Annotated in this window: 17 protein-coding genes and 3 pseudogenes; 11 read left to right on the top strand and 9 right to left on the bottom strand. The window is 39.0% G+C overall.

The genetic code is table 11. The features are described from left to right. The first annotated feature begins 32 nt into the window (after positions 1-32). Positions 33-1352, top strand: a complete 1320-nt coding sequence (xylA, locus tag ABW51_RS05135; RefSeq protein WP_053465833.1) for a xylose isomerase — start codon at positions 33-35, stop codon at positions 1350-1352. A gap of 56 nt (positions 1353-1408) precedes the next feature. Next, on the top strand, positions 1409-2890 hold the full coding sequence (xylB, locus tag ABW51_RS05130) for a xylulokinase (RefSeq protein ID WP_053465832.1): 1482 nt from the start codon (positions 1409-1411) through the stop codon (positions 2888-2890). Positions 2891-2940: 50 nt separating this feature from the next. Here the strand turns inward: xylB and rfaD are convergent, their stop codons facing one another. Together rfaD and ABW51_RS05120 are read right to left on the bottom strand one after the other, a co-directional pair. Then, positions 2941-3867, bottom strand: a complete 927-nt coding sequence (gene rfaD / locus ABW51_RS05125) for an ADP-glyceromanno-heptose 6-epimerase (RefSeq protein WP_053465831.1) — start codon at positions 3865-3867, stop codon at positions 2941-2943. Positions 3868-3919: 52 nt separating this feature from the next. Next, complete coding sequence (locus tag ABW51_RS05120; RefSeq protein WP_053465830.1) at positions 3920-4423, bottom strand: protein disulfide oxidoreductase; 504 nt, start codon at positions 4421-4423, stop codon at positions 3920-3922. A 109-nt stretch (positions 4424-4532) separates the two neighbouring features. Here ABW51_RS05120 and deoC point away from each other — a divergent pair, with 109 nt between their 5' ends. Next, entirely contained in the window at positions 4533-5204 is a 672-nt protein-coding gene (gene deoC, locus ABW51_RS05115) for a deoxyribose-phosphate aldolase (protein WP_053465829.1), read from the top strand. Positions 5205-5237: 33 nt separating this feature from the next. Here deoC and ABW51_RS05110 read toward each other — a convergent pair whose 3' ends face one another. Further along, positions 5238-6767, bottom strand: coding sequence for a YifB family Mg chelatase-like AAA ATPase (locus ABW51_RS05110; RefSeq protein ID WP_053465828.1), 1530 nt, complete (start codon positions 6765-6767; stop codon positions 5238-5240). Positions 6768-6881: 114 nt separating this feature from the next. Then, positions 6882-7499 carry a ribosome biogenesis GTP-binding protein YihA/YsxC gene (gene yihA / locus ABW51_RS05105; RefSeq protein WP_053465827.1) on the bottom strand — a complete coding sequence of 206 codons (618 nt, stop codon included), beginning with the start codon at positions 7497-7499 and terminating at the stop codon, positions 6882-6884. Between the two features lie 103 nt (positions 7500-7602). On the opposite strand from yihA, the gene ABW51_RS05100 reads away from it, so the two are divergent. Further along, positions 7603-8469: a VirK/YbjX family protein gene (locus tag ABW51_RS05100; RefSeq protein WP_053465845.1), complete on the top strand. Its 867-nt coding sequence runs from the start codon at positions 7603-7605 to the stop codon at positions 8467-8469. 123 nt (positions 8470-8592) lie between these two features. Further along, positions 8593-9546 carry a transaldolase gene (gene tal, locus ABW51_RS05095; protein WP_053465826.1) on the top strand — a complete coding sequence of 318 codons (954 nt, stop codon included), beginning with the start codon at positions 8593-8595 and terminating at the stop codon, positions 9544-9546. 87 nt (positions 9547-9633) lie between these two features. Here the strand turns inward: tal and aspA are convergent, their stop codons facing one another. The 3 genes and pseudogenes from aspA to ABW51_RS10345 all read right to left on the bottom strand — a co-directional run. Continuing rightward, positions 9634-11052, bottom strand: coding sequence for an aspartate ammonia-lyase (gene aspA / locus ABW51_RS05090; protein ID WP_053465825.1), 1419 nt, complete (start codon positions 11050-11052; stop codon positions 9634-9636). Positions 11053-11207: 155 nt separating this feature from the next. After that, a pseudogene (locus ABW51_RS10555) lies at positions 11208-11294 on the bottom strand (urease accessory protein UreD); the annotation flags it as partial. 40 nt (positions 11295-11334) lie between these two features. Further along, a pseudogene (locus ABW51_RS10345) lies at positions 11335-11418 on the bottom strand (urease subunit gamma); the annotation flags it as partial. A gap of 39 nt (positions 11419-11457) precedes the next feature. Between ABW51_RS10345 and ABW51_RS09810 the strand changes: the two are divergent. After that, positions 11458-11703, top strand: a pseudogene (locus ABW51_RS09810) (IS1595 family transposase); the annotation flags it as partial. A 203-nt stretch (positions 11704-11906) separates the two neighbouring features. Here the strand turns inward: ABW51_RS09810 and ABW51_RS05085 are convergent. Then, positions 11907-12827 carry a glycosyltransferase family 2 protein gene (locus tag ABW51_RS05085; RefSeq protein WP_053465824.1) on the bottom strand — a complete coding sequence of 307 codons (921 nt, stop codon included), beginning with the start codon at positions 12825-12827 and terminating at the stop codon, positions 11907-11909. Between the two features lie 268 nt (positions 12828-13095). After that, positions 13096-13926, bottom strand: coding sequence for a YadA C-terminal domain-containing protein (locus ABW51_RS05080; protein ID WP_197271844.1), 831 nt, complete (start codon positions 13924-13926; stop codon positions 13096-13098). A gap of 183 nt (positions 13927-14109) precedes the next feature. Here ABW51_RS05080 and ABW51_RS05075 point away from each other — a divergent pair, with 183 nt between their 5' ends. From ABW51_RS05075 to uspA, 5 genes are all read left to right on the top strand, one after another. Beyond that, positions 14110-14400, top strand: a complete 291-nt coding sequence (locus tag ABW51_RS05075; protein WP_005629492.1) for a co-chaperone GroES — start codon at positions 14110-14112, stop codon at positions 14398-14400. A gap of 22 nt (positions 14401-14422) precedes the next feature. Then, positions 14423-16069, top strand: coding sequence for a chaperonin GroEL (gene groL, locus ABW51_RS05070; RefSeq protein ID WP_053465822.1), 1647 nt, complete (start codon positions 14423-14425; stop codon positions 16067-16069). A gap of 109 nt (positions 16070-16178) precedes the next feature. Beyond that, the gene (locus tag ABW51_RS05065; protein WP_053465821.1) at positions 16179-16727 is read left to right on the top strand and encodes a YecA/YgfB family protein; all 549 of its coding nucleotides are present in this window, start codon (positions 16179-16181) and stop codon (positions 16725-16727) included. 11 nt (positions 16728-16738) lie between these two features. Beyond that, entirely contained in the window at positions 16739-18031 is a 1293-nt protein-coding gene (pepP, locus tag ABW51_RS05060; protein ID WP_053465820.1) for a Xaa-Pro aminopeptidase, read from the top strand. Between the two features lie 101 nt (positions 18032-18132). Further along, the gene (gene uspA, locus ABW51_RS05055; RefSeq protein ID WP_005629483.1) at positions 18133-18558 is read left to right on the top strand and encodes a universal stress protein UspA; all 426 of its coding nucleotides are present in this window, start codon (positions 18133-18135) and stop codon (positions 18556-18558) included. Positions 18559-18686: the final 128 nt, after the last annotated feature.

Raw genomic sequence — 18686 nt, 5'->3', positions numbered from 1 at the left:
GAAAAATTTCATCATCTAGAGAGGAAAATGTTATGACAACCTATTTCGATAAAATTGAAAAAATCTCCTTTGAGGGAGAAAAATCCACAAATCCTTTTGCTTTCAAACATTATGATGCTAATCAAGTAATTTTAGGTAAAACTATGGCTGAACATTTACGCTTAGCTGTGTGTTATTGGCATACCTTTTGCTGGAATGGGAATGATATGTTTGGGCTAGGTTCTTTGGAACGAAGTTGGCAGAAAAATCCAAATTTGCTTGCTGGCGCAGAACAAAAAGCCGATATTGCTTTTGAGTTTTTGAATAAGTTAGGCGTGCCTTATTATTGTTTTCATGACGTCGATATTGCACCTGAAGGTAATTCAGTGCGGGAATATGTACAAAATTTTCATCATATTGTTGATATTTTAGAACGCAAGCAAGTAGAAACGGGTATAAAACTCTTATGGGGAACTGCAAATTGTTTTACTAATCCTCGTTATATGTCTGGTGCAGCAACTAATCCTAATCCTGAGGTTTTTGCTTGGGCTGCAACACAAGTGTTTAATGCGATGAATGCCACTCAACGTTTAGGTGGAGAAAATTACGTATTATGGGGTGGACGTGAGGGATATGAAACTTTATTGAATACCGATTTGAAACGTGAACGTGAACAAATTGGTCGTTTTATGCAAATGGTGGTAGAACATAAGCATAAAATTGGGTTTAAAGGTACATTATTAATTGAGCCAAAACCGCAAGAACCAACTAAACATCAATATGATTATGATGTGGCAACAGTGTATGGTTTCCTAAAACAATTTGGTTTAGAAAAAGAAATTAAAGTTAATATTGAAGCTAACCACGCGACGCTTGCTGGCCATACCTTTCAACATGAAATTGCAACAGCTTGTGCATTAGATATTTTTGGCTCAATTGATGCTAATCGTGGCGATCCACAATTAGGCTGGGATACCGACCAATTCCCAAATAGTGTTGAAGAAAACACGCTAGTTATATATGAAATTTTAAAACATGGTGGTTTTACTACTGGAGGTTTTAATTTTGATGCGAAAATTCGCCGACAAAGTATTGATCCTTATGATTTATTTTACGCTCATATCGGTGCAATTGATGTATTGGCATTATCCTTAAAACGTGCAGCAAAAATGTTACAAGAGGAAACCTTACAAAAAATTGTTAATGAACGCTATGCAGGTTGGAATAGTGAACTTGGCCAACATATTTTGCAAGGCAAAACTTCACTTGAAACACTTGCGCAACTAGTCCAACAAAAAGATTTAGCGCCAAAACCAGTTTCAGGTCAGCAAGAATATTTGGAAAATTTGGTAAACCAAGTTATTTATAGCTAAAAATGAAGCAAAAGTGCGGTTGTATTTCACCGCACTTTTTTATTTTAGGAGACATTATGTATATAGGAATTGATTGTGGCACACAAGGAACAAAGGCGATAGTGCTTGATTCTGTCCAAAAAAAAGTGATTGGAGTTGGTTACGCAAAACATGAATTAATTACACAATCCAATGGAAGACGTGAACAACAACCAAATTGGTGGATTGATGCATTACAACAAGCATTACAAATTGCATTGAAACAAGCAAAAAATTCACCGCACTTTTCACCTAATTTAGTGAAGGGAATAGGCATTTCAGGACAACAACATGGACTGGTAATGTTAGATAAAAACGATCGTCCTCTATATAAGGCTAAGCTTTGGTGTGATACAGAAACCGCTACGGAAAATGATATACTGATCGAAAAATTAGGCGGACAAACGGCCGCATTTGAAAAATTAGGTATCATTTGCCAAACTGGTTACACGGCTTCAAAACTGAGTTGGTTTCGTCAAAATTATCCTGATAAATTTGCCAATATTCGCAAAATTATGCTGCCACACGATTATCTAAATTATTGGCTAACAGGAAAATTCTGCACTGAATTTGGTGATGCTTCCGGTAGTGGTTATTTCGATGTTGTGAAAAGAGAATGGAAAAGAGAAGTCTTCAAATATCTTGCGCCAGAATTAAATATGGATGAAGTGTTACCTAAATTACTTTCTGCCGAACAAAAAATCGGTGTGATTAAACCTGAAATTGCGACTTTATTTGGTTTTAATGAGAATGTCATCGTCTCCACAGGTGGTGGCGATAATATGATGGGAGCAATTGGTACAGGAAATATTCGAGAAGGGATTGCTACGATGAGTCTCGGTACTTCTGGTACCTTGTATGCTTATACGCAAAAGCCATTACTTAATTTACCACCAATGATCGCAAATTTTTGTTCAAGTAATAATGGCTGGTTACCACTGGTTTGTGTAATGAATATAACCTCCTCAAATAAACAGCTAATGAATTTGCTCAATATTGATATTGAAGAATTAAATAAACTTGCTCAACAAGCACCTATCGGCGCAAATGGCATCACTATTTTGCCATTCTTTAATGGTGAAAGAGTTCCTCCTTTACCCAATACAAAAGCGAGCATTTTAGGATTAGATTCAAGTAATTTCACACGAGAAAATCTTTGTCGAGCAATGATGGAAAGTGCCACTTTTACGCTTCGCTATGGTTTAGATTTATTTCGTCAAGCTGGTCTCAAAACCTCACAAATTCGCCTAATTGGAGGTGGCGCAAAAAGCTCATTTTGGCGGCAAATGATTGCTGATGTAATGAATTCTGAAGTGGTATGTTTGCAGGAAGAAGAAGCTGCTGCATTAGGAGGAGCAATTCAAGCTATGTGGGCAAATGGAGAAGGAGAACTGGAATTTTTATGCGAAACCTTCATTCACTTAGATGAAAACTCAAAAGCTTATCCCAACTTATCACAGGTGAAAAATTATCAAAGTGCTTATGAGCGTTATTTAACACATTTATCACAATTATATTAAATAAAATCCCCTATACCGATAAGCTATAGGGGATTTACTACATTAATAATTTATTTTCTATTCAACCACGCCATATATTCAGCCACACCTTCCGCGACTGTTTTGAATGGTTTATCGTAGCCTGTTGAACGAAGTTTAGTTAAATCTGCTTGCGTATATTCTTGATAACGAGATTTCAAATGCTCTGGGAATGGAATGGTTTCAATCTTGCCTTTACCGTGGAATTTCACTACCGCATCAGCCACCGCACGGAAACTTTCTGCATTTCCTGTACCAAGGTTATAAATACCTGAAATACCATTTTGCCAGCACCAAATATTCACTGCAGCCACATCGCCCACATAAACAAAATCACGGCGGAAGTGTTCGCTACCTGCAAATAATTTTGGATTTTCGCCTTTTAAGATTTGGTTATTCAAGTGGAATGCCACGCTCGCCATAGAACCTTTATGATTTTCACGCGGCCCGTAAACATTGAAATAACGGAAACCACATACTGGCGATTTTGCTTCTGGCAAAATATTACGTACATATTGGTCGAACAAGAATTTAGAATAGCCATACACATTTAATGGGCCTTCAAATTCACGTTCTTCACGGAATACTTTGGTGTCTCCATAAGTTGCCGCACTTGAGGCATAGAAAAAAGGAATTTCGCGATCAAGGCAATAGTGCAATAACTCCTTAGAATATTCATAGTTATTGTGCATAATGTATTTGCCATCCCATTCCGTAGTCGCAGAACATGCCCCTTCATGGAATACCGCATCAATATCGCCAAATTCATCGCCCGCGATAATAGAAGCAATGAAATCTTCTTTATCACAATAATCTGCGATGTCTAAATCAACTAAATTTGCAAATTTCGTGCCATCTTTTAAGTTATCCACCACTAAAATATCTTTGCGCCCTAAATCATTTAATGCTTTGACAATATTACTGCCAATAAAACCAGCGCCGCCTGTTACGATAATCATAATTCTGTCCTCTTTAAAATAAGTTTGCGTATTGTAATAGATTTTCTATCGCTTAGCCAAAAAACTCTGCGAAAAACAACCGCACTTTTAATCCCCAATAACTCGTGAGGCCTGTTGTAACAAGATCCATTTTGCCTTTACTCAACAGCACAATTGTGGGTGTCACATTAATTTGCCATTGTTGGGCAAGCTCGCCTTTCGGATCATTCACTGTGGTGAAGTGGTAGTCATTTTTACTTAAATAATTATTTACTTCCGCCTCATTGCCTGAGCGTAACGCCACCGATACAACTTGATACCCTTCTTTTGCTAAAGAATTAATTGCTGGCGAAGTATAGCGACAATAACCACACCAAGTTCCCCAAAAATAAAGCAGCGTCGCTTTATTTTGATCAAGACTTTCAAGAGAGAACGTATTCCCTTGAAGATCTTGTAACGTGATTTTATTTATTTCCTCTGGCACTACAGGGCGACGAACAAAATCCAGTATGCTACTCATCACAATAAAAGTTAAAAAGAGGGATAATCCATTCTTAAGTAGTTTTTTAATCTTCATTTTCTTTATTCCTTATCTCGTTGAGGTGATTGTAATCAAGCATAAAAGCACAGTCAAAAACAAGGGATTTTTGCTACAATAGGTAAAACATAAATAAAGGAGGAAAATAATGACACCGAATCAACTTGCTCAATATATCGATCACACTGCACTGACTGCAGAAAAAAATGAACAAGATATTTTGACACTCTGTAACGAAGCGATTGAACACGGATTTTATTCTGTATGTATCAATTCTGGTTATATTCCACTTGCTAAAGAAAAACTTGCTGGCTCAAATGTAAAAATTTGTACCGTAGTTGGCTTCCCTTTGGGTGCCAATTTAACCTCAGTTAAAGCATTTGAAACGCAAGAATCTATTAAAGCGGGTGCAAATGAGATTGATATGGTGATTAATGTAGGTTGGATAAAATCGCAAAAATGGGATGCAGTAAAACAAGATATTCAAGCTGTATTTAATGCTTGTAATGGCACGCCATTAAAAGTGATTTTAGAAACTTGTTTGCTCACTAAAGATGAAATAGTGAAAGCCTGCGAAATTTGTAAAGAAATCGGTGTGGCTTTTGTTAAAACATCAACAGGCTTCAATAAAGGCGGGGCGACCGTAGAAGATGTTGCATTGATGAAACAAACAGTCGGCAATATTGCTGTTAAAGCATCAGGTGGCGTGCGTGATACTGAAACGGCACTTGCAATGATTAAAGCAGGTGCAACTCGCATTGGTGCAAGTGCGGGCATTGCAATTATTAGCGGTACGCAAGACACTCAAAGCACTTACTAATCCTTTTACGCGTGGTATCCTGACCACGCGTTTTTACATATTCGACAATTTCTGCAACAAACGATCCATTGCTCGATAGCCCAAGGCCTCAGCCAAGTGCGGTTGAGAAATTTGTTGCTCTCCTTGCAGATCGGCAATGGTTCGAGATACCTTTAAAATACGATGGTAAGCCCGAACAGAAAGCCCAAGCTTATTCAGTGCATTTTCAAGGAAAAAGGCATCTTTATCACTTAACTTGCAATCACGTTCAATCTCTTTACTATTCAAATAAGCGTTAATTTTTCCCGCTCTTTCCATTTGAATCTCACGCACTTTTAACACTTTTTCACGAACTTGCTCGCTGGTTTCGCCACGTTCGCCCGTATTTTGTAAGCTGCCTTGTGGCAATAAAGGCACTTCAATAGACAAGTCAAAACGATCTAAAAAGGGCCCTGAAAGTCGATTCAAATAACGCATAATTTGCTGGGGTGAAGTTCGGTTATGTGTTCCTGTATAATGGCCTGTCGGACTTGGATTCATCGCTGCCACTAATTGAAAACGAGCCGGGAATTGAATTTTTGCATTAGCACGAGAAATAATAATCTCACCACTTTCCAAAGGCTGACGTAGTGCATCCAATACTTTTCGTTCAAACTCTGGAAGTTCATCAAGAAAAAGTACGCCATTTGTTGCTAAGGATATTTCACCAGGTTTTGGGATCGTTCCGCCTCCAACTAAAGCCGGCATTGATGCACTATGGTGCGGGGCTCGAAAAGGACGTTGTTTCCAATTATGAAAATTTAGCTCATTTTGTACTAAACTCGTTACAGATGCCGTTTCAATCGCTTCTAGATCGGTCATTTCAGGTAAAAGCCCTGTCAAGCGGCTAGCTAACATGGTTTTCCCTGTACCTGGCGGACCAAGAAAGAGCAAATTATGCTGCCCTGCTGCGGCAATGGTCAATGCTCGTTTGGCATGTTGTTGTCCAATAATATCCGTTAAATCTAACGTATTTTTGCCCGAAAAATTTACCGCACTTTCTTTCACAATTTCAGTGGCAAGTGGTAATTTTTCCTGGCCATTGAGAAATTGCACTACATCTAAAAGCGTTTGTGCAAAATAAGTATTTTGATCAGACACGAGCGAGGCTTCATTGGCATTTTGCTTTGCGATAATTAACTCTCGCTTTGACTTTTGCGCTGCAAGAATAGCGGGAATCACACCGTGTACACCACGCAATTGGCCCGTAAGCGCAAGCTCAGCCACAAATTCAAATTGCCTTAAGCGGCTCGCATCAAGCTGATCTGATGCGGCCAAAATCCCGATGGCAATAGGCAAATCAAATCGTCCACCTTCTTTCGGTAAATCTGCAGGTGCGAGATTCACAGTAATACGTTTGGCTGGGTATTTAAATTGTGCATTCATTAACGCACTACGCACCCGATCTTGTGCCTCTTTCACCGTTTTTTCGGGCAAACCAACAAGTGTAAATCCTGGTTTTCCGTTGCTTAAATGCACTTCAATAGTGACAAGTGGCGCTTGCACCCCCATAGAAGCACGGCTGTAAACAATAGCAAGGGACATGATAATCCTTAAAGTGCGGTAAAAATGAAGATAGTTTTTGCACTATAAAAAAAGCACATAATGAAATCATTCATCATGTGCTTTTCTTACGATCTAGATCGCAAAATTTACATTTTATTCCGCAAAAAGTGGCGAAAACCAAAAATCTAACTTCGCTGCAAGTTTATCAATACCAATTTTATTTTGTGCAGAAAAGGCTTCTACTTGAATATCACCTTGGAATGGAAGAATCGCTTCGCGCACCATTTTCACTTGTTTACTACGTGCGCTTTGGCTCAATTTATCGGCTTTAGTAAGCAATAAAAGTACTGGTAAATCTGCAGAAACCGCCCATTCAATCATTTGTTGGTCAAGATCTTTAAGAGGGTGGCGAATATCCATTAGCACAACCAATCCAGCCAAACATTCTCGTTTTTGCAAATATTCACCTAATGATTTTTGCCATTGGATTTTCATTTGCTCTGGTACGGCAGCATAACCATAACCTGGTAAATCCACCAATTTACAATTTGGTTCCACTTCAAATAAGTTGATTAATTGCGTGCGCCCCGGTGTTTTTGAGGTGCGCGCTAAATTTTTTTGATTGGTTAATGCATTAAGTGCGGTCGATTTTCCCGCATTTGAACGACCCGCAAACGCAATTTCAATGCCAGTATCTTCAGGAATAGAACGAATATTTGGTGCACTCGTTAAAAAATGAGTTTTATGGTAATTAAGTTTAATTTTAGACATAAGGATTCCTTTTAAAATTGCGCTTAGAATAGCATAAATGGAAAATTTCCTGAAATTATGTCAAAATTTGCGCCAAGATTATAACCAATTCATGGCAACCCAGATGACAACAAAAACAACTTACCAATGGCCTCAATCTAAGGATATTTATCCATATCGACCAGGGCGTTTTGATGCGCCAAAACATTGGCGTTATAACTTACGTAGCTTTTTAAATCGTAGTTCAATTCGTCGCTTTGAACAATTTATCAATCAACATCCTTTTCTCGTCAATATTTTTAATACGCATTTGGATTATAGTTATCCCGTTGCTTGTCGTTTTCTGGATAAACGTTTCAATGCATCACAACGTTTTGATGCTGTTTGTGATAACCTTTTATTTTTACCCAAAAAACTTACCGCACTTTCTACGCCGTTATGGGAAAAACCATTAAGTTTTGGTGAGGTCATTCCTGATTTTGAAATGACATTAAGCATGACAACCCATCAACCAATGGAAGGATATTGGGTCTTGGAGCTATGGCATAAACCAAGAAATGAATTAGTCTATTTGCTTACCTTTGCCAAATTGGGCGATGCGTTGCTTATTGCTGTTGTGCAAGGGCCAAATTTTGAAGGTTCAAAAGAAATGGTAAAACAACTAACCAAATCTTGCCACGGTTTGCGCCCCGCCTATTTAATGGTTGAAACCATGAAATCGCTCACAAAAATTCTAGGCTACGATAAATTGCTTGGTATTCCACAAAAATACCAAAATAAATCTCGCTTCATTCAAAGCAAACAATACACTGTGGACTATGATACAATTTTTGGTGAATCGGGAGGAGAATTAAAAGATTACTGGGAATTGCCTTTAGAAATGGATAGAAATCTGGATGATATTCCAAGTAAAAAACGTTCCATGTATCGTAAACGCTATGCCATGTTAGATGAAATAACCCTCACCATAAAAGACACCCTCAAGCTTTAAAACAATGGCGCAGTTCAACGCCTGCGCCTATTTTTTCTATCGAAAAATTTTTCCTTTTAAAATTAAATTTGTGCTATCGTAACCCACATTATTCATTCCATTTCACTCGAATAGGAGATACAAATGACAACTCAATTAGATTCACTTCGTCAAATGACCGTTGTGGTCGCAGACACCGGCGATATCGACGCGATTAAAAAATATCAACCACAAGATGCGACTACTAACCCATCATTAATTCTAAGCGCATCTGCACTTCCACAATATGCGCCATTAATTGATGAAGCGGTAGCATATGCAAAAGCTCAAAGCAATGATAAAGCACAGCAACTTATTGATGCAGAAGATAAATTAGCGGTAAACATTGGTTTAGAAATTTTAAAAATCGTTCCGGGACGTATTTCTACTGAAGTGGATGCGCGTCTTTCTTACAACACACAAGCAACTGTTGAAAAAGCGCGTAAATTAATCGCACTTTATAATGCAGCAGGCATTTCAAATGATCGTATTTTGATTAAAATTGCTTCAACATGGCAAGGTATCCGAGCTGCAGAAATCCTTGAAAAAGAAGGCATTAACTGTAACTTAACCTTATTATTCTCTGAAGCTCAAGCTCGTGCTTGTGCAGAAGCAGGCGTTTACTTAATTTCTCCATTTGTAGGTCGTATTTTAGACTGGTATAAAGCAAATTCAGACAAAAAAGAATATGCACCTGCAGAAGACCCAGGCGTTATTTCTGTTACCAAAATCTATAATTACTACAAAGAATATGGCTATAATACCGTTGTGATGGGCGCGAGCTTCCGTAATGTAGGCGAGATTACTGAACTTGCAGGTTGCGATCGTTTAACCATTGCACCGGCATTACTGAAAGAATTACAAGAAAATTCAACCGCACTTGTACGCAAACTAGAATACAAAGGCGAAGTAAAAGCGAAACCACAACCATTAACAGAAGCTGAGTTCTACTGGCAACATAATAGCGATGCTATGGCTGTTGAAAAATTAGCAGAGGGTATTCGTAAATTTGCTGTTGACCAAGAAAAATTGGAAACCATGCTTTCAGCAAGACTTTAATCCATCATTCAATATAAAAAATAACCGCACTTTTGAGTAATCAAAGTGCGGTTATTTCTATTCGAGGACTGAATAAATCATTCAGACTTATTTATTTAATTTCGCTTTGTAAGTTGGGTTCATTAAGTTTTCTACAGAAAGAATGTCATCTAATTGTTCTTCTGTTAATAAACCTTTTTCTAACACAACTTCACGTACGCCTTTACCTGTTTGCGCACAGATTTTACCCACTAAGTCGCCGTTGTGGTGACCGATAAATGGATTCAAATAAGTCACGATACCGATTGAATTAAACACATAGTTTTCACAAATTTCTTTGTTTACAGTGATACCATCCACACATTTATCGCGTAAGTTCACACAAGCATTGGTTAAGATATCGATAGATTCAAACATTGCTTGACCAATCACGGGTTCCATTACGTTTAATTGTAATTGACCTGCTTCAGATGCGAAAGTCACAGTGGTATCGTTACCAATTACTTTAAAGCATACTTGGTTCACCACTTCTGGAACAACAGGGTTTACTTTTGCTGGCATGATAGAAGAGCCCGCTTGTAATTCAGGTAAGTTAATTTCTTTCATACCAGCACGTGGACCAGAAGAAAGTAAACGTAAGTCATTACATACTTTAGAAAGTTTTACAGCAGTACGTTTTAATGCACCGTGAACCATGACATAAGCGCCGCAGTCAGATGTTGCTTCAATTAAGTTTTCTGCCGGTACGCAAGCTAATCCTGTTACTTCAGCAAGGTGTTTTACAACTAATTCCGTATAGCCTTGAGGCGTATTTAAACCAGTACCGATTGCAGTCGCACCAAGGTTTACTTCAAGGAGTAAATCTGCTGTACGTTTTAAGTTACGCACTTCTTCTTCAAGTAATACGGCGAAAGCTTTGAATTCTTGGCCTACAGTCATTGGCACCGCATCTTGTAATTGAGTACGACCCATTTTTAAGATATTCGCAAACTCTTTTGATTTATTATCAAAACCGTCGTGTAAATATTGAATTTTATCAATTAATTTTAAGATGCTGTTATACACTGCAATACGGAAACCAGTAGGATACGCATCATTGGTTGATTGGCTTGCGTTAACGTGGTCCATAGGGTTAATCACGTTATATTCGCCTTTTTTATGACCAATTTTTTCAAGCGCAAGGTTAGCAACTACTTCATTGGTATTCATATTGACAGAAGTACCTGCACCACCTTGATATACGTCTGATGGGAATTGATCTAAGCATTTTCCAGTGGTAAGAATTTCATCACAAGCTGCCACTATCGCTTTTGCAATATCACTTGGAATTGCACCTAATTCACCATTTGCTAAAGCAGTTGCTTTTTTCACCATCACCATGCCACGTACAAACTCTGGTACGTCAGAAATGGTTACGTTAGAAATATTGAAATTTTCTACCGCTCTTAATGTATGAATACCCCAGTACGCATCTGCTGGTACATCACGTTCGCCGAGTAAATCTACTTCTTTTCTAAATTGAGTCATTTGAATCACCTTTTCTGGTTAGTTAATTTGACGCCATTATAGAAATTTTAAGGAGAAAAAACTTGACCAAGATCACATTTTCAAGAAATGCTCTCAAGACATATTTTCATTTTTCGGATTAGTTTTTTTAGGGGAAAATAAGTTATCTATCAATCTTACGCAGCTTTTAACTGCTCACCAATTTTCTCAAACAGTTTCTGAATTTGCTCTGCCCTATGCCCTAACACTCGCACGGTACAACCTGATTACATCATCAACGGTTAAAAGTGTTGAGCCATGCTACATCACTTCAGCCACTCTCATCCCGTCTCTTGCAACCTCTTGTAAATGGCTCGCAATATAAGCAATAGTTTCCGGATAATTTAAGGGGCTAACGTAGATTAGCAAGAGTGCTAGTCTATAAAAATGAAGATAACTCATTGTAAATTAAAGAAATCTATACAAAATAAGTTCCTTGAATTTTTTGTATTAGAAGTGACACCCCGAACAGCGGCTGATTTACTCGGTATCCAAGCCAATTCAGCGATTTTGTTTTACCGAAAAATTCGTGAAGTCATTAGCTCTCACTTAGCCCTTGAAGCTGATGAGGTTTTTGATGGTAAAATTGAGCTTGATGAAAGCTATTTTGGCGGTCATCGTAGATGGCGGCGGATAAACCCGACGGGCCTGCGCCGACAATCACGACATCGTATTGCATACTGTCGCGGGTGATGGATTCTGTCATGGCGGTTCCTGTATGTTTGTTATCGATTTTAAAGCGGGCAATTATACAACGCAGACAGTTGCTTACCAAATAAAACAATGCCGTCTGAAACGGCTTCTCAGGCATTCAGACGGCATTTGCCCCCATATGGTCAGAGATATTTTTTATCCGGCAGTTGCGTAAAGAGGCAGTCATATTCTTTTTTCAGTTCGGGGAAATTTTTGACAATTCTGCCAATTTTATCAAATTCAATCAGTAGGATTTGACGGACAGTTTCTGCGTATCTTGAATCGGTCTGCCTTTCCATCAGCGGTACGAGATAGGTAAGCAGATTGTGAAGGTAATCGGTCAGCCTGTGGTCGGGTAGGGCAGTTGTCAGACTTCCTTTTCTGCGGTGATAAATAAAAAAGGGAATGTCAACCTCCAAGATTTTTCCGCCTGCAATCAGAAATTCAGAAATGAAAACCATATCTTCCCCAAAACGCATACCGTTGCGATAGGTAACACCCGTAGCGACAAGGTGGCGACGGTCAATCATAAAGCACATATTGTGTAGAGGCCAGTGATGAGGCAGACTCTGCATCAATATCCCCTGCATAGATGAGATTTTCCCATTGTGCTGTTCTTTAAATTGAAAAACGGGCTTACACCTCAACATATTTTTCCCCTCTTCATAAGGAGGACGGAGATATACGCCTTTAATCGCTTGAAGTCCGTTATCTTGAGCAAGTCTTGCCCACAAACCGAAATCTATGGGGTAAAGTTCGTCATCGGGGTCTAAGAACATGATGAAATCCCCCGTTGCAAGTTTTAATCCGGCATTGCGTGCCGCCGCCACCCCCCTGTTTTGGCTGCTGACAACGGTAATAAAGGGATATTGGTGCATATATTTCGCCAGGATTTCCGCACTGCCATCTGTCGAACCGTCATCTATCAGAATAATTTCTTTGCGAACCGTTTGAAGCAATATGCTTTCGAGCGCGCGAGGGATATAGGGTGCAACATTATATACGGGCAGGATGAAGCTGATACTGGGTAGATTATTGGAGGTTGCTTTATCGTTGGAGTACATCTGAATCCTTAATTTGTTGTAAAAGGCGAAGTATGCAGATGGGCAACTTTAGGATATGACCTGCATACAAAATCCAAAATGCCGCACCTGTCTGCAAGTGCGGCATTTTTACTATAGGCTGTGTTCCAATAGGTATTGATGCAACGTATTATCAGTTAAGAGATAGCTTTTATTCAAAAGAATAGATTTCTATCTAAATAAAAAATAATCAATTTTCCGTTACAAACCGCCGGAATCAATAAAACACAGCCGTATTAATGGCGGAAGATCACCATTGATAGCCGACAGCCGCTCCAAATAACGGTTTTTTGGTATTGTTGCCGGAGAAATTAAACGAAGTACCTGCCTTCAGGATTACTTTGCCGTTATCTGAGAGTCTGGAGTAACCGATTGCAAGAGCCTGTTCGCCGTTGTAGTGTGCCGTAGAAGCGGATACCATCGAGTGTCCCACATAAGTCGGTTGAGGAAGGAGTGCGATCGCTCCTGCTTTGGCGATACCGCCGTTCATTGATTTATCCAACTTGTCGACTTTTTGCTCTATAGAGGAAATCCGTTCAGAGGAGGACATATTGTTGATTTTCTTTTTCCCATTTTCGGAAAGGGTTAGAGTTAGTTGGTTATTTGAATATTCAATTTTAACGTCTGATCCAGACTCAACTCTATCAGGTAAACCTTGAATAAATTCCTCAAGCTTTTTCTCAATCTTTTCAGGTACGTAGGAATACAGTTGACCTCCGGTAACTGCATCAGTCGAACCCGGACCAATCTCACCATTTGCAATGTTGGTAATCAGGGTATCACCGCCGTCATAGCCGATGACGGGATTGTGCTCTTCAAATTCACCCGAAGATGTCTCTTCGTAAAAAAATTTATGCTCATTTTCATCATCATTTCCCGATTTTTCTATAGTCAGCTTTCTGACCGTCGTTGGCCCATTGCCGTCAGCCTGAGCGTATGGCACGGCGGATATGCCGATTCCTGTGGCTGCTGCTGTGAGGATGAGTTTAGATATTGTCGTATGTCGTATGTCGTATGTCGTATGTCGTATGTCGTATGTCGTATGTCGTATCATGATTGTACCAATTAGAGTTAAAGCCAACCTAATCCTCCGATTATATATTCAGACCCTTACTCTGTAAATAATACGTTATATTCTTTTAGGGGCTGAAGTAGATTAGCCCCAAACATTTTGTCAGAATTTTTTTATGAATAGCCCTTGAAAGCGAAAAAATGTTCCTTATATAAAAACCGCACTTACAAATTCTTAAGAAGGAAATTAATCATGAATATTCGTCCTTTACACGATCGTGTAATTATTAAACGTGAAGAAGTCGAAACCCGTTCAGCTGGCGGTATCGTATTAACCGGTTCAGCAGCGACTAAATCAACCCGCGCGAAAGTATTAGCTGTGGGGAAAGGTCGTATTTTAGAAAATGGCACCGTTCAACCTTTAGATGTAAAAGTTGGCGATACGGTCATTTTCAATGATGGTTATGGCGTGAAAAGTGAAAAAATCGATGGTGAAGAAGTGTTAATCATTTCTGAAAACGATATTTTGGCGATTGTGGAATAATTTAAATTAAGGAAAAAAGAAAATGGCAGCAAAAGACGTAAAATTTGGTAATGACGCACGCGTAAAAATGCTTAAAGGCGTGAATGTATTAGCCGATGCAGTAAAAGTAACCCTTGGCCCTAAAGGTCGTAATGTAATTTTAGATAAATCATTTGGCGCACCAACTATCACTAAAGACGGTGTATCTGTTGCTCGTGAAATCGAATTAGAAGATAAATTCGAAAACATGGGTGCACAAATGGTGAAAGAAGTAGCATCTAAAGCAAATGACGCTGCAGGCGACGGTACAACCACTGCAACTGTACTTGCGCAAGCCATCGTAAATGAAGGCTTAAAAGCCGTAGCGGCAGGCATGAATCCAATGGATTTAAAACGTGGTATTGATAAAGCAGTAAGTGCGGTTGTTTCTGAGCTTAAAAATTTATCTAAACCTTGTGAAACAGCAAAAGAAATTGAACAAGTAGGTACCATTTCTGCAAACTCTGACAGCATTGTGGGTCAATTAATCTCACAAGCAATGGAAAAAGTGGGTAAAGAAGGGGTAATTACTGTTGAAGATGGTACAGGTCTTGAAGATGAATTAGATGTGGTTGAAGGTATGCAATTCGACCGTGGTTACCTTTCTCCATATTTCATCAACAAACCAGAAACTGCAACGGTTGAATTAGATAATCCATATCTTCTTCTTGTTGATAAAAAAATCTCTAATATCCGTGAATTACTTCCAGTGTTAGAAGGTGTTGCGAAAGCAGGTAAACCGTTATTAATCATCGCTGAAGATGTGGAAGGTGAAGCGCTTGCAACCTTAGTGGTGAACACTATGCGCGGTATCGTGAAAGTTGCAGCCGTGAAAGCGCCTGGTTTTGGTGATCGTCGTAAAGCGATGTTACAAGATATTGCGATCTTAACTGCGGGTACCGTGATTTCGGAAGAAATCGGTATGGAATTAGAAAAAGCGACACTTGAAGATCTTGGTCAAGCAAAACGTATTGTTATCAATAAAGATAACACAACCATTATTGATGGTATCGGTGATGAATCTCAAATCAAAGGTCGTGTGGCTCAAATTCGTCAACAAATTGAAGAATCAACTTCTGATTACGATAAAGAAAAACTTCAAGAACGCGTGGCTAAATTAGCTGGCGGTGTGGCTGTAATCAAAGTAGGCGCAGCAACTGAAGTTGAAATGAAAGAGAAAAAAGACCGTGTAGATGACGCATTACATGCAACTCGTGCTGCGGTTGAAGAAGGTATCGTTGCGGGTGGTGGCGTTGCATTAGTTCGCGCAGCAGCGAAAGTTGCAGCAAGCCTAAAAGGTGACAACGAAGAACAAAATGTGGGTATCAAACTTGCATTACGTGCAATGGAAGCACCTTTACGTCAAATCGTCACTAACGCGGGTGAAGAAGCATCAGTTGTGGCAAGTGCGGTTAAAAATGGCGAAGGAAACTTTGGTTATAACGCAGGTACAGAACAATACGGCGATATGATCGAAATGGGTATCTTAGATCCAACTAAAGTAACTCGTTCTGCATTGCAATTTGCGGCATCTGTAGCAGGCTTAATGATTACCACTGAATGTATGGTAACTGATCTTCCAAAAGATGATAAAGCCGATTTAGGTGCTGCTGGAATGGGCGGTATGGGTGGAATGGGCGGAATGATGTAATTCGCTCATCATCAGGTAAAAAGTGCGGTCGTTTTTCCACAAGGAAAAGCGATCGCTTTTTTATTTACAAAGGTTTACACTAATTTCAAATTTACTCAGGACATCTATTATGCTCATTTCTCATTCTGACCTTAACCAACAACTTAAATCTGCTGGAATCGGCTTTAATGCAACAGAACTACACGGTTTTTTAAGCGGTTTACTTTGTGGTGGCTTAAAAGATCAAAGTTGGCTACCGCTCTTATATCAATTCAGCAATGATAATCACGCTTATCCAACAGGATTAGTTCAACCAGTTACAGAACTTTATGAACAAATTAGTCAAACCTTATCAGATGTTGAAGGATTTACCTTTGAACTTGGTTTAACCGAAGATGAAAATGTCTTTGCACAAGCGGATAGCTTATCTGACTGGGCAAACCAATTCTTACTTGGTCTCGGCTTAGTGCAACCTGAATTAGCAAAAGAAAAAGGCGAAATTGGCGAAGCGGTAGATGATCTACAAGATATTTGTCAGCTTGGCTATGATGAAGATGACAATGAAGAAGAGCTTGCGGAAGCGCTAGAAGAAATTATTGAATATGTTCGCACCATTGCAATGTTGTTCTATTCTCATTTCAACGAAGGAGAAATAGAAAGCAAACCTGTATTACATTAAGGAGATCTCGAATGGAATTGGCTTATATGGCTGAATTGCCTAAAGAAGAATTTGGGGAACGCCGCACACGAGTATTCACTCAAATGCAACCTAATTCGGCATTATTACTTTTTTCTGAAATCGAAAAACGCCGTAATAATGATTGTACCTATCCTTTCCGTCAAGATAGCTATTTTTGGTATTTAACAGGCTTTAATGAACCGAATGCTGCGCTGCTATTACTAAAAACAGAACAAACTGAAAAAGCCATTATTTTTCTCCGTCCACGTGATCCGTTACTTGAAACTTGGAATGGTCGCCGATTAGGTGTTGAGCTTGCACCACAACAACTTAATGTAAATGAAGCCTATTCTATTGAAGAATTTGATACCGTACTGCCAAAAATACTGAAAAATTTGACTGCACTTTACTATGTGCCAGAAATTCATACTTGGGGCGATAAATTAGTGACAGAAAGTGCGATGAGTTTTAGCGAGATTTTAGATTGGCGACCAATGCTTAGCGAAATGCGCCTTATAAAATCGCCTAATGAAATCCGATTAATGCAACAAGCGGGACAAATTACGGCACTTGGGCATATTAAAGCAATGCAAACGACACGCCCAAATCGCTTTGAATATGAAATTGAAAGCGATATTTTGCATGAATTTAATCGCCATTGCGCAAGATTTCCTTCTTACAATTCCATTGTTGCAGGGGGAAGTAACGCCTGTATTTTGCACTACACAGAAAATGATCGCCCACTAAATGATGGGGATTTAGTGCTAATTGACGCCGGCTGCGAATTTGCTATGTATGCGGGCGATATTACCCGAACCTTTCCTGTAAATGGAAAATTTAGCCCGCCTCAACGTGAAATTTACGAGTTAGTATTAAAAGCGCAAAAACGTGCGATTGAGTTGCTTGTACCGGGCAATTCCATTAAGCAAGCCAATGATGAAGTTATTCGTATTAAAACCCAAGGATTAGTGGATTTAGGCATCTTGAAAGGTGATGTCGATACGCTGATTGAACAACAAGCTTATCGCCAATTTTATATGCATGGATTAGGGCACCGGCTGGGTTTAGATGTGCATGACGTGGGTAGCTATGGTCAGGATAAACAGCGGATACTCGAAATCGGCATGGTGATTACCGTTGAACCTGGTATTTATATTTCAGAAGATGCTGATGTGCCAGAGCAATACAAAGGCATTGGCGTGCGCATTGAGGATAATTTACTCATGACTGAATATGGTAATAAAATCCTAACCGCAGCGGCTCCCAAAGAAATTGCAGACATTGAAAATTTAATGAATTTTTAATAAAAATGTTTAAATTGTGATCTAGTACACAGTTTTTTATTGCTCAAAATGTTAGCATTAGAACCAGTTAAAAGCCAAACCAATCAGTTAAGGAGTCGATTATGTACAAACACGTTTTAGTGGCAGTAGATCTTTCTGAAGAGAGTCCAGTTTTACTTAAAAAAGCGGTTGGAGTTGCAAAACGCCACGAAGCAAAACTTTCTATCATCCATGTTGATGTGAACTTCTCGGATCTTTATACTGGATTGATTGATGTGAATATGTCTTCAATGCAGGACAGAATTTCCACGGAAACACAAAAAGCCTTATTAGATTTAGCTGAAAGTGCGGATTATCCAATTTCAGAAAAATTGAGTGGCAGTGGTGATTTAGGGCAAGTTCTAAGTGATGCTATCGAACAATATGATGTAGATTTATTAGTGACGGGACATCACCAAGATTTTTGGAGTAAGTTAATGTCTTCAACACGTCAAGTGATGAATACGATTAAAATTGATATGTTGGTTGTTCCGCTTAGAGATGAATAATTAACAAGAAATTGTTTTTTGAATAATCTGAAATAACTTAAATTTTAACCGCACTTCTCAAATAGCGTCGTGAAGTGCGGTTTTATTTTGGGGTTTTGGCAAAAAGCCTTTTTATAAATTTCAAAAAT

Source organism: Haemophilus sp. C1 (assembly GCF_001276515.1).
GTDB lineage: Bacteria > Pseudomonadota > Gammaproteobacteria > Enterobacterales > Pasteurellaceae > Haemophilus.
This window is presented reverse-complemented; position numbering and strand designations above follow the sequence as displayed.

Bases quoted from the DNA above. Each gene is read 5' to 3' on its own strand.
- xylA (WP_053465833.1), top strand. From the start codon at position 33: ATGACAACCTATTTCGATAAAATTGAAAAAATCTCCTTTGAGGGAGAA.
- xylB (WP_053465832.1), top strand. From the start codon at position 1,409: ATGTATATAGGAATTGATTGTGGCACACAAGGAACAAAGGCGATAGTG.
- rfaD (WP_053465831.1), bottom strand. From the start codon at position 3,867: ATGATTATCGTAACAGGCGGCGCTGGTTTTATTGGCAGTAATATTGTC.
- ABW51_RS05120 (WP_053465830.1), bottom strand. From the start codon at position 4,423: ATGAAGATTAAAAAACTACTTAAGAATGGATTATCCCTCTTTTTAACT.
- deoC (WP_053465829.1), top strand. From the start codon at position 4,533: ATGACACCGAATCAACTTGCTCAATATATCGATCACACTGCACTGACT.
- ABW51_RS05110 (WP_053465828.1), bottom strand. From the start codon at position 6,767: ATGTCCCTTGCTATTGTTTACAGCCGTGCTTCTATGGGGGTGCAAGCG.
- yihA (WP_053465827.1), bottom strand. From the start codon at position 7,499: ATGTCTAAAATTAAACTTAATTACCATAAAACTCATTTTTTAACGAGT.
- ABW51_RS05100 (WP_053465845.1), top strand. From the start codon at position 7,603: ATGACAACAAAAACAACTTACCAATGGCCTCAATCTAAGGATATTTAT.
- tal (WP_053465826.1), top strand. From the start codon at position 8,593: ATGACAACTCAATTAGATTCACTTCGTCAAATGACCGTTGTGGTCGCA.
- aspA (WP_053465825.1), bottom strand. From the start codon at position 11,052: ATGACTCAATTTAGAAAAGAAGTAGATTTACTCGGCGAACGTGATGTA.
- ABW51_RS05085 (WP_053465824.1), bottom strand. From the start codon at position 12,827: ATGTACTCCAACGATAAAGCAACCTCCAATAATCTACCCAGTATCAGC.
- ABW51_RS05075 (WP_005629492.1), top strand. From the start codon at position 14,110: ATGAATATTCGTCCTTTACACGATCGTGTAATTATTAAACGTGAAGAA.
- groL (WP_053465822.1), top strand. From the start codon at position 14,423: ATGGCAGCAAAAGACGTAAAATTTGGTAATGACGCACGCGTAAAAATG.
- ABW51_RS05065 (WP_053465821.1), top strand. From the start codon at position 16,179: ATGCTCATTTCTCATTCTGACCTTAACCAACAACTTAAATCTGCTGGA.
- pepP (WP_053465820.1), top strand. From the start codon at position 16,739: ATGGAATTGGCTTATATGGCTGAATTGCCTAAAGAAGAATTTGGGGAA.
- uspA (WP_005629483.1), top strand. From the start codon at position 18,133: ATGTACAAACACGTTTTAGTGGCAGTAGATCTTTCTGAAGAGAGTCCA.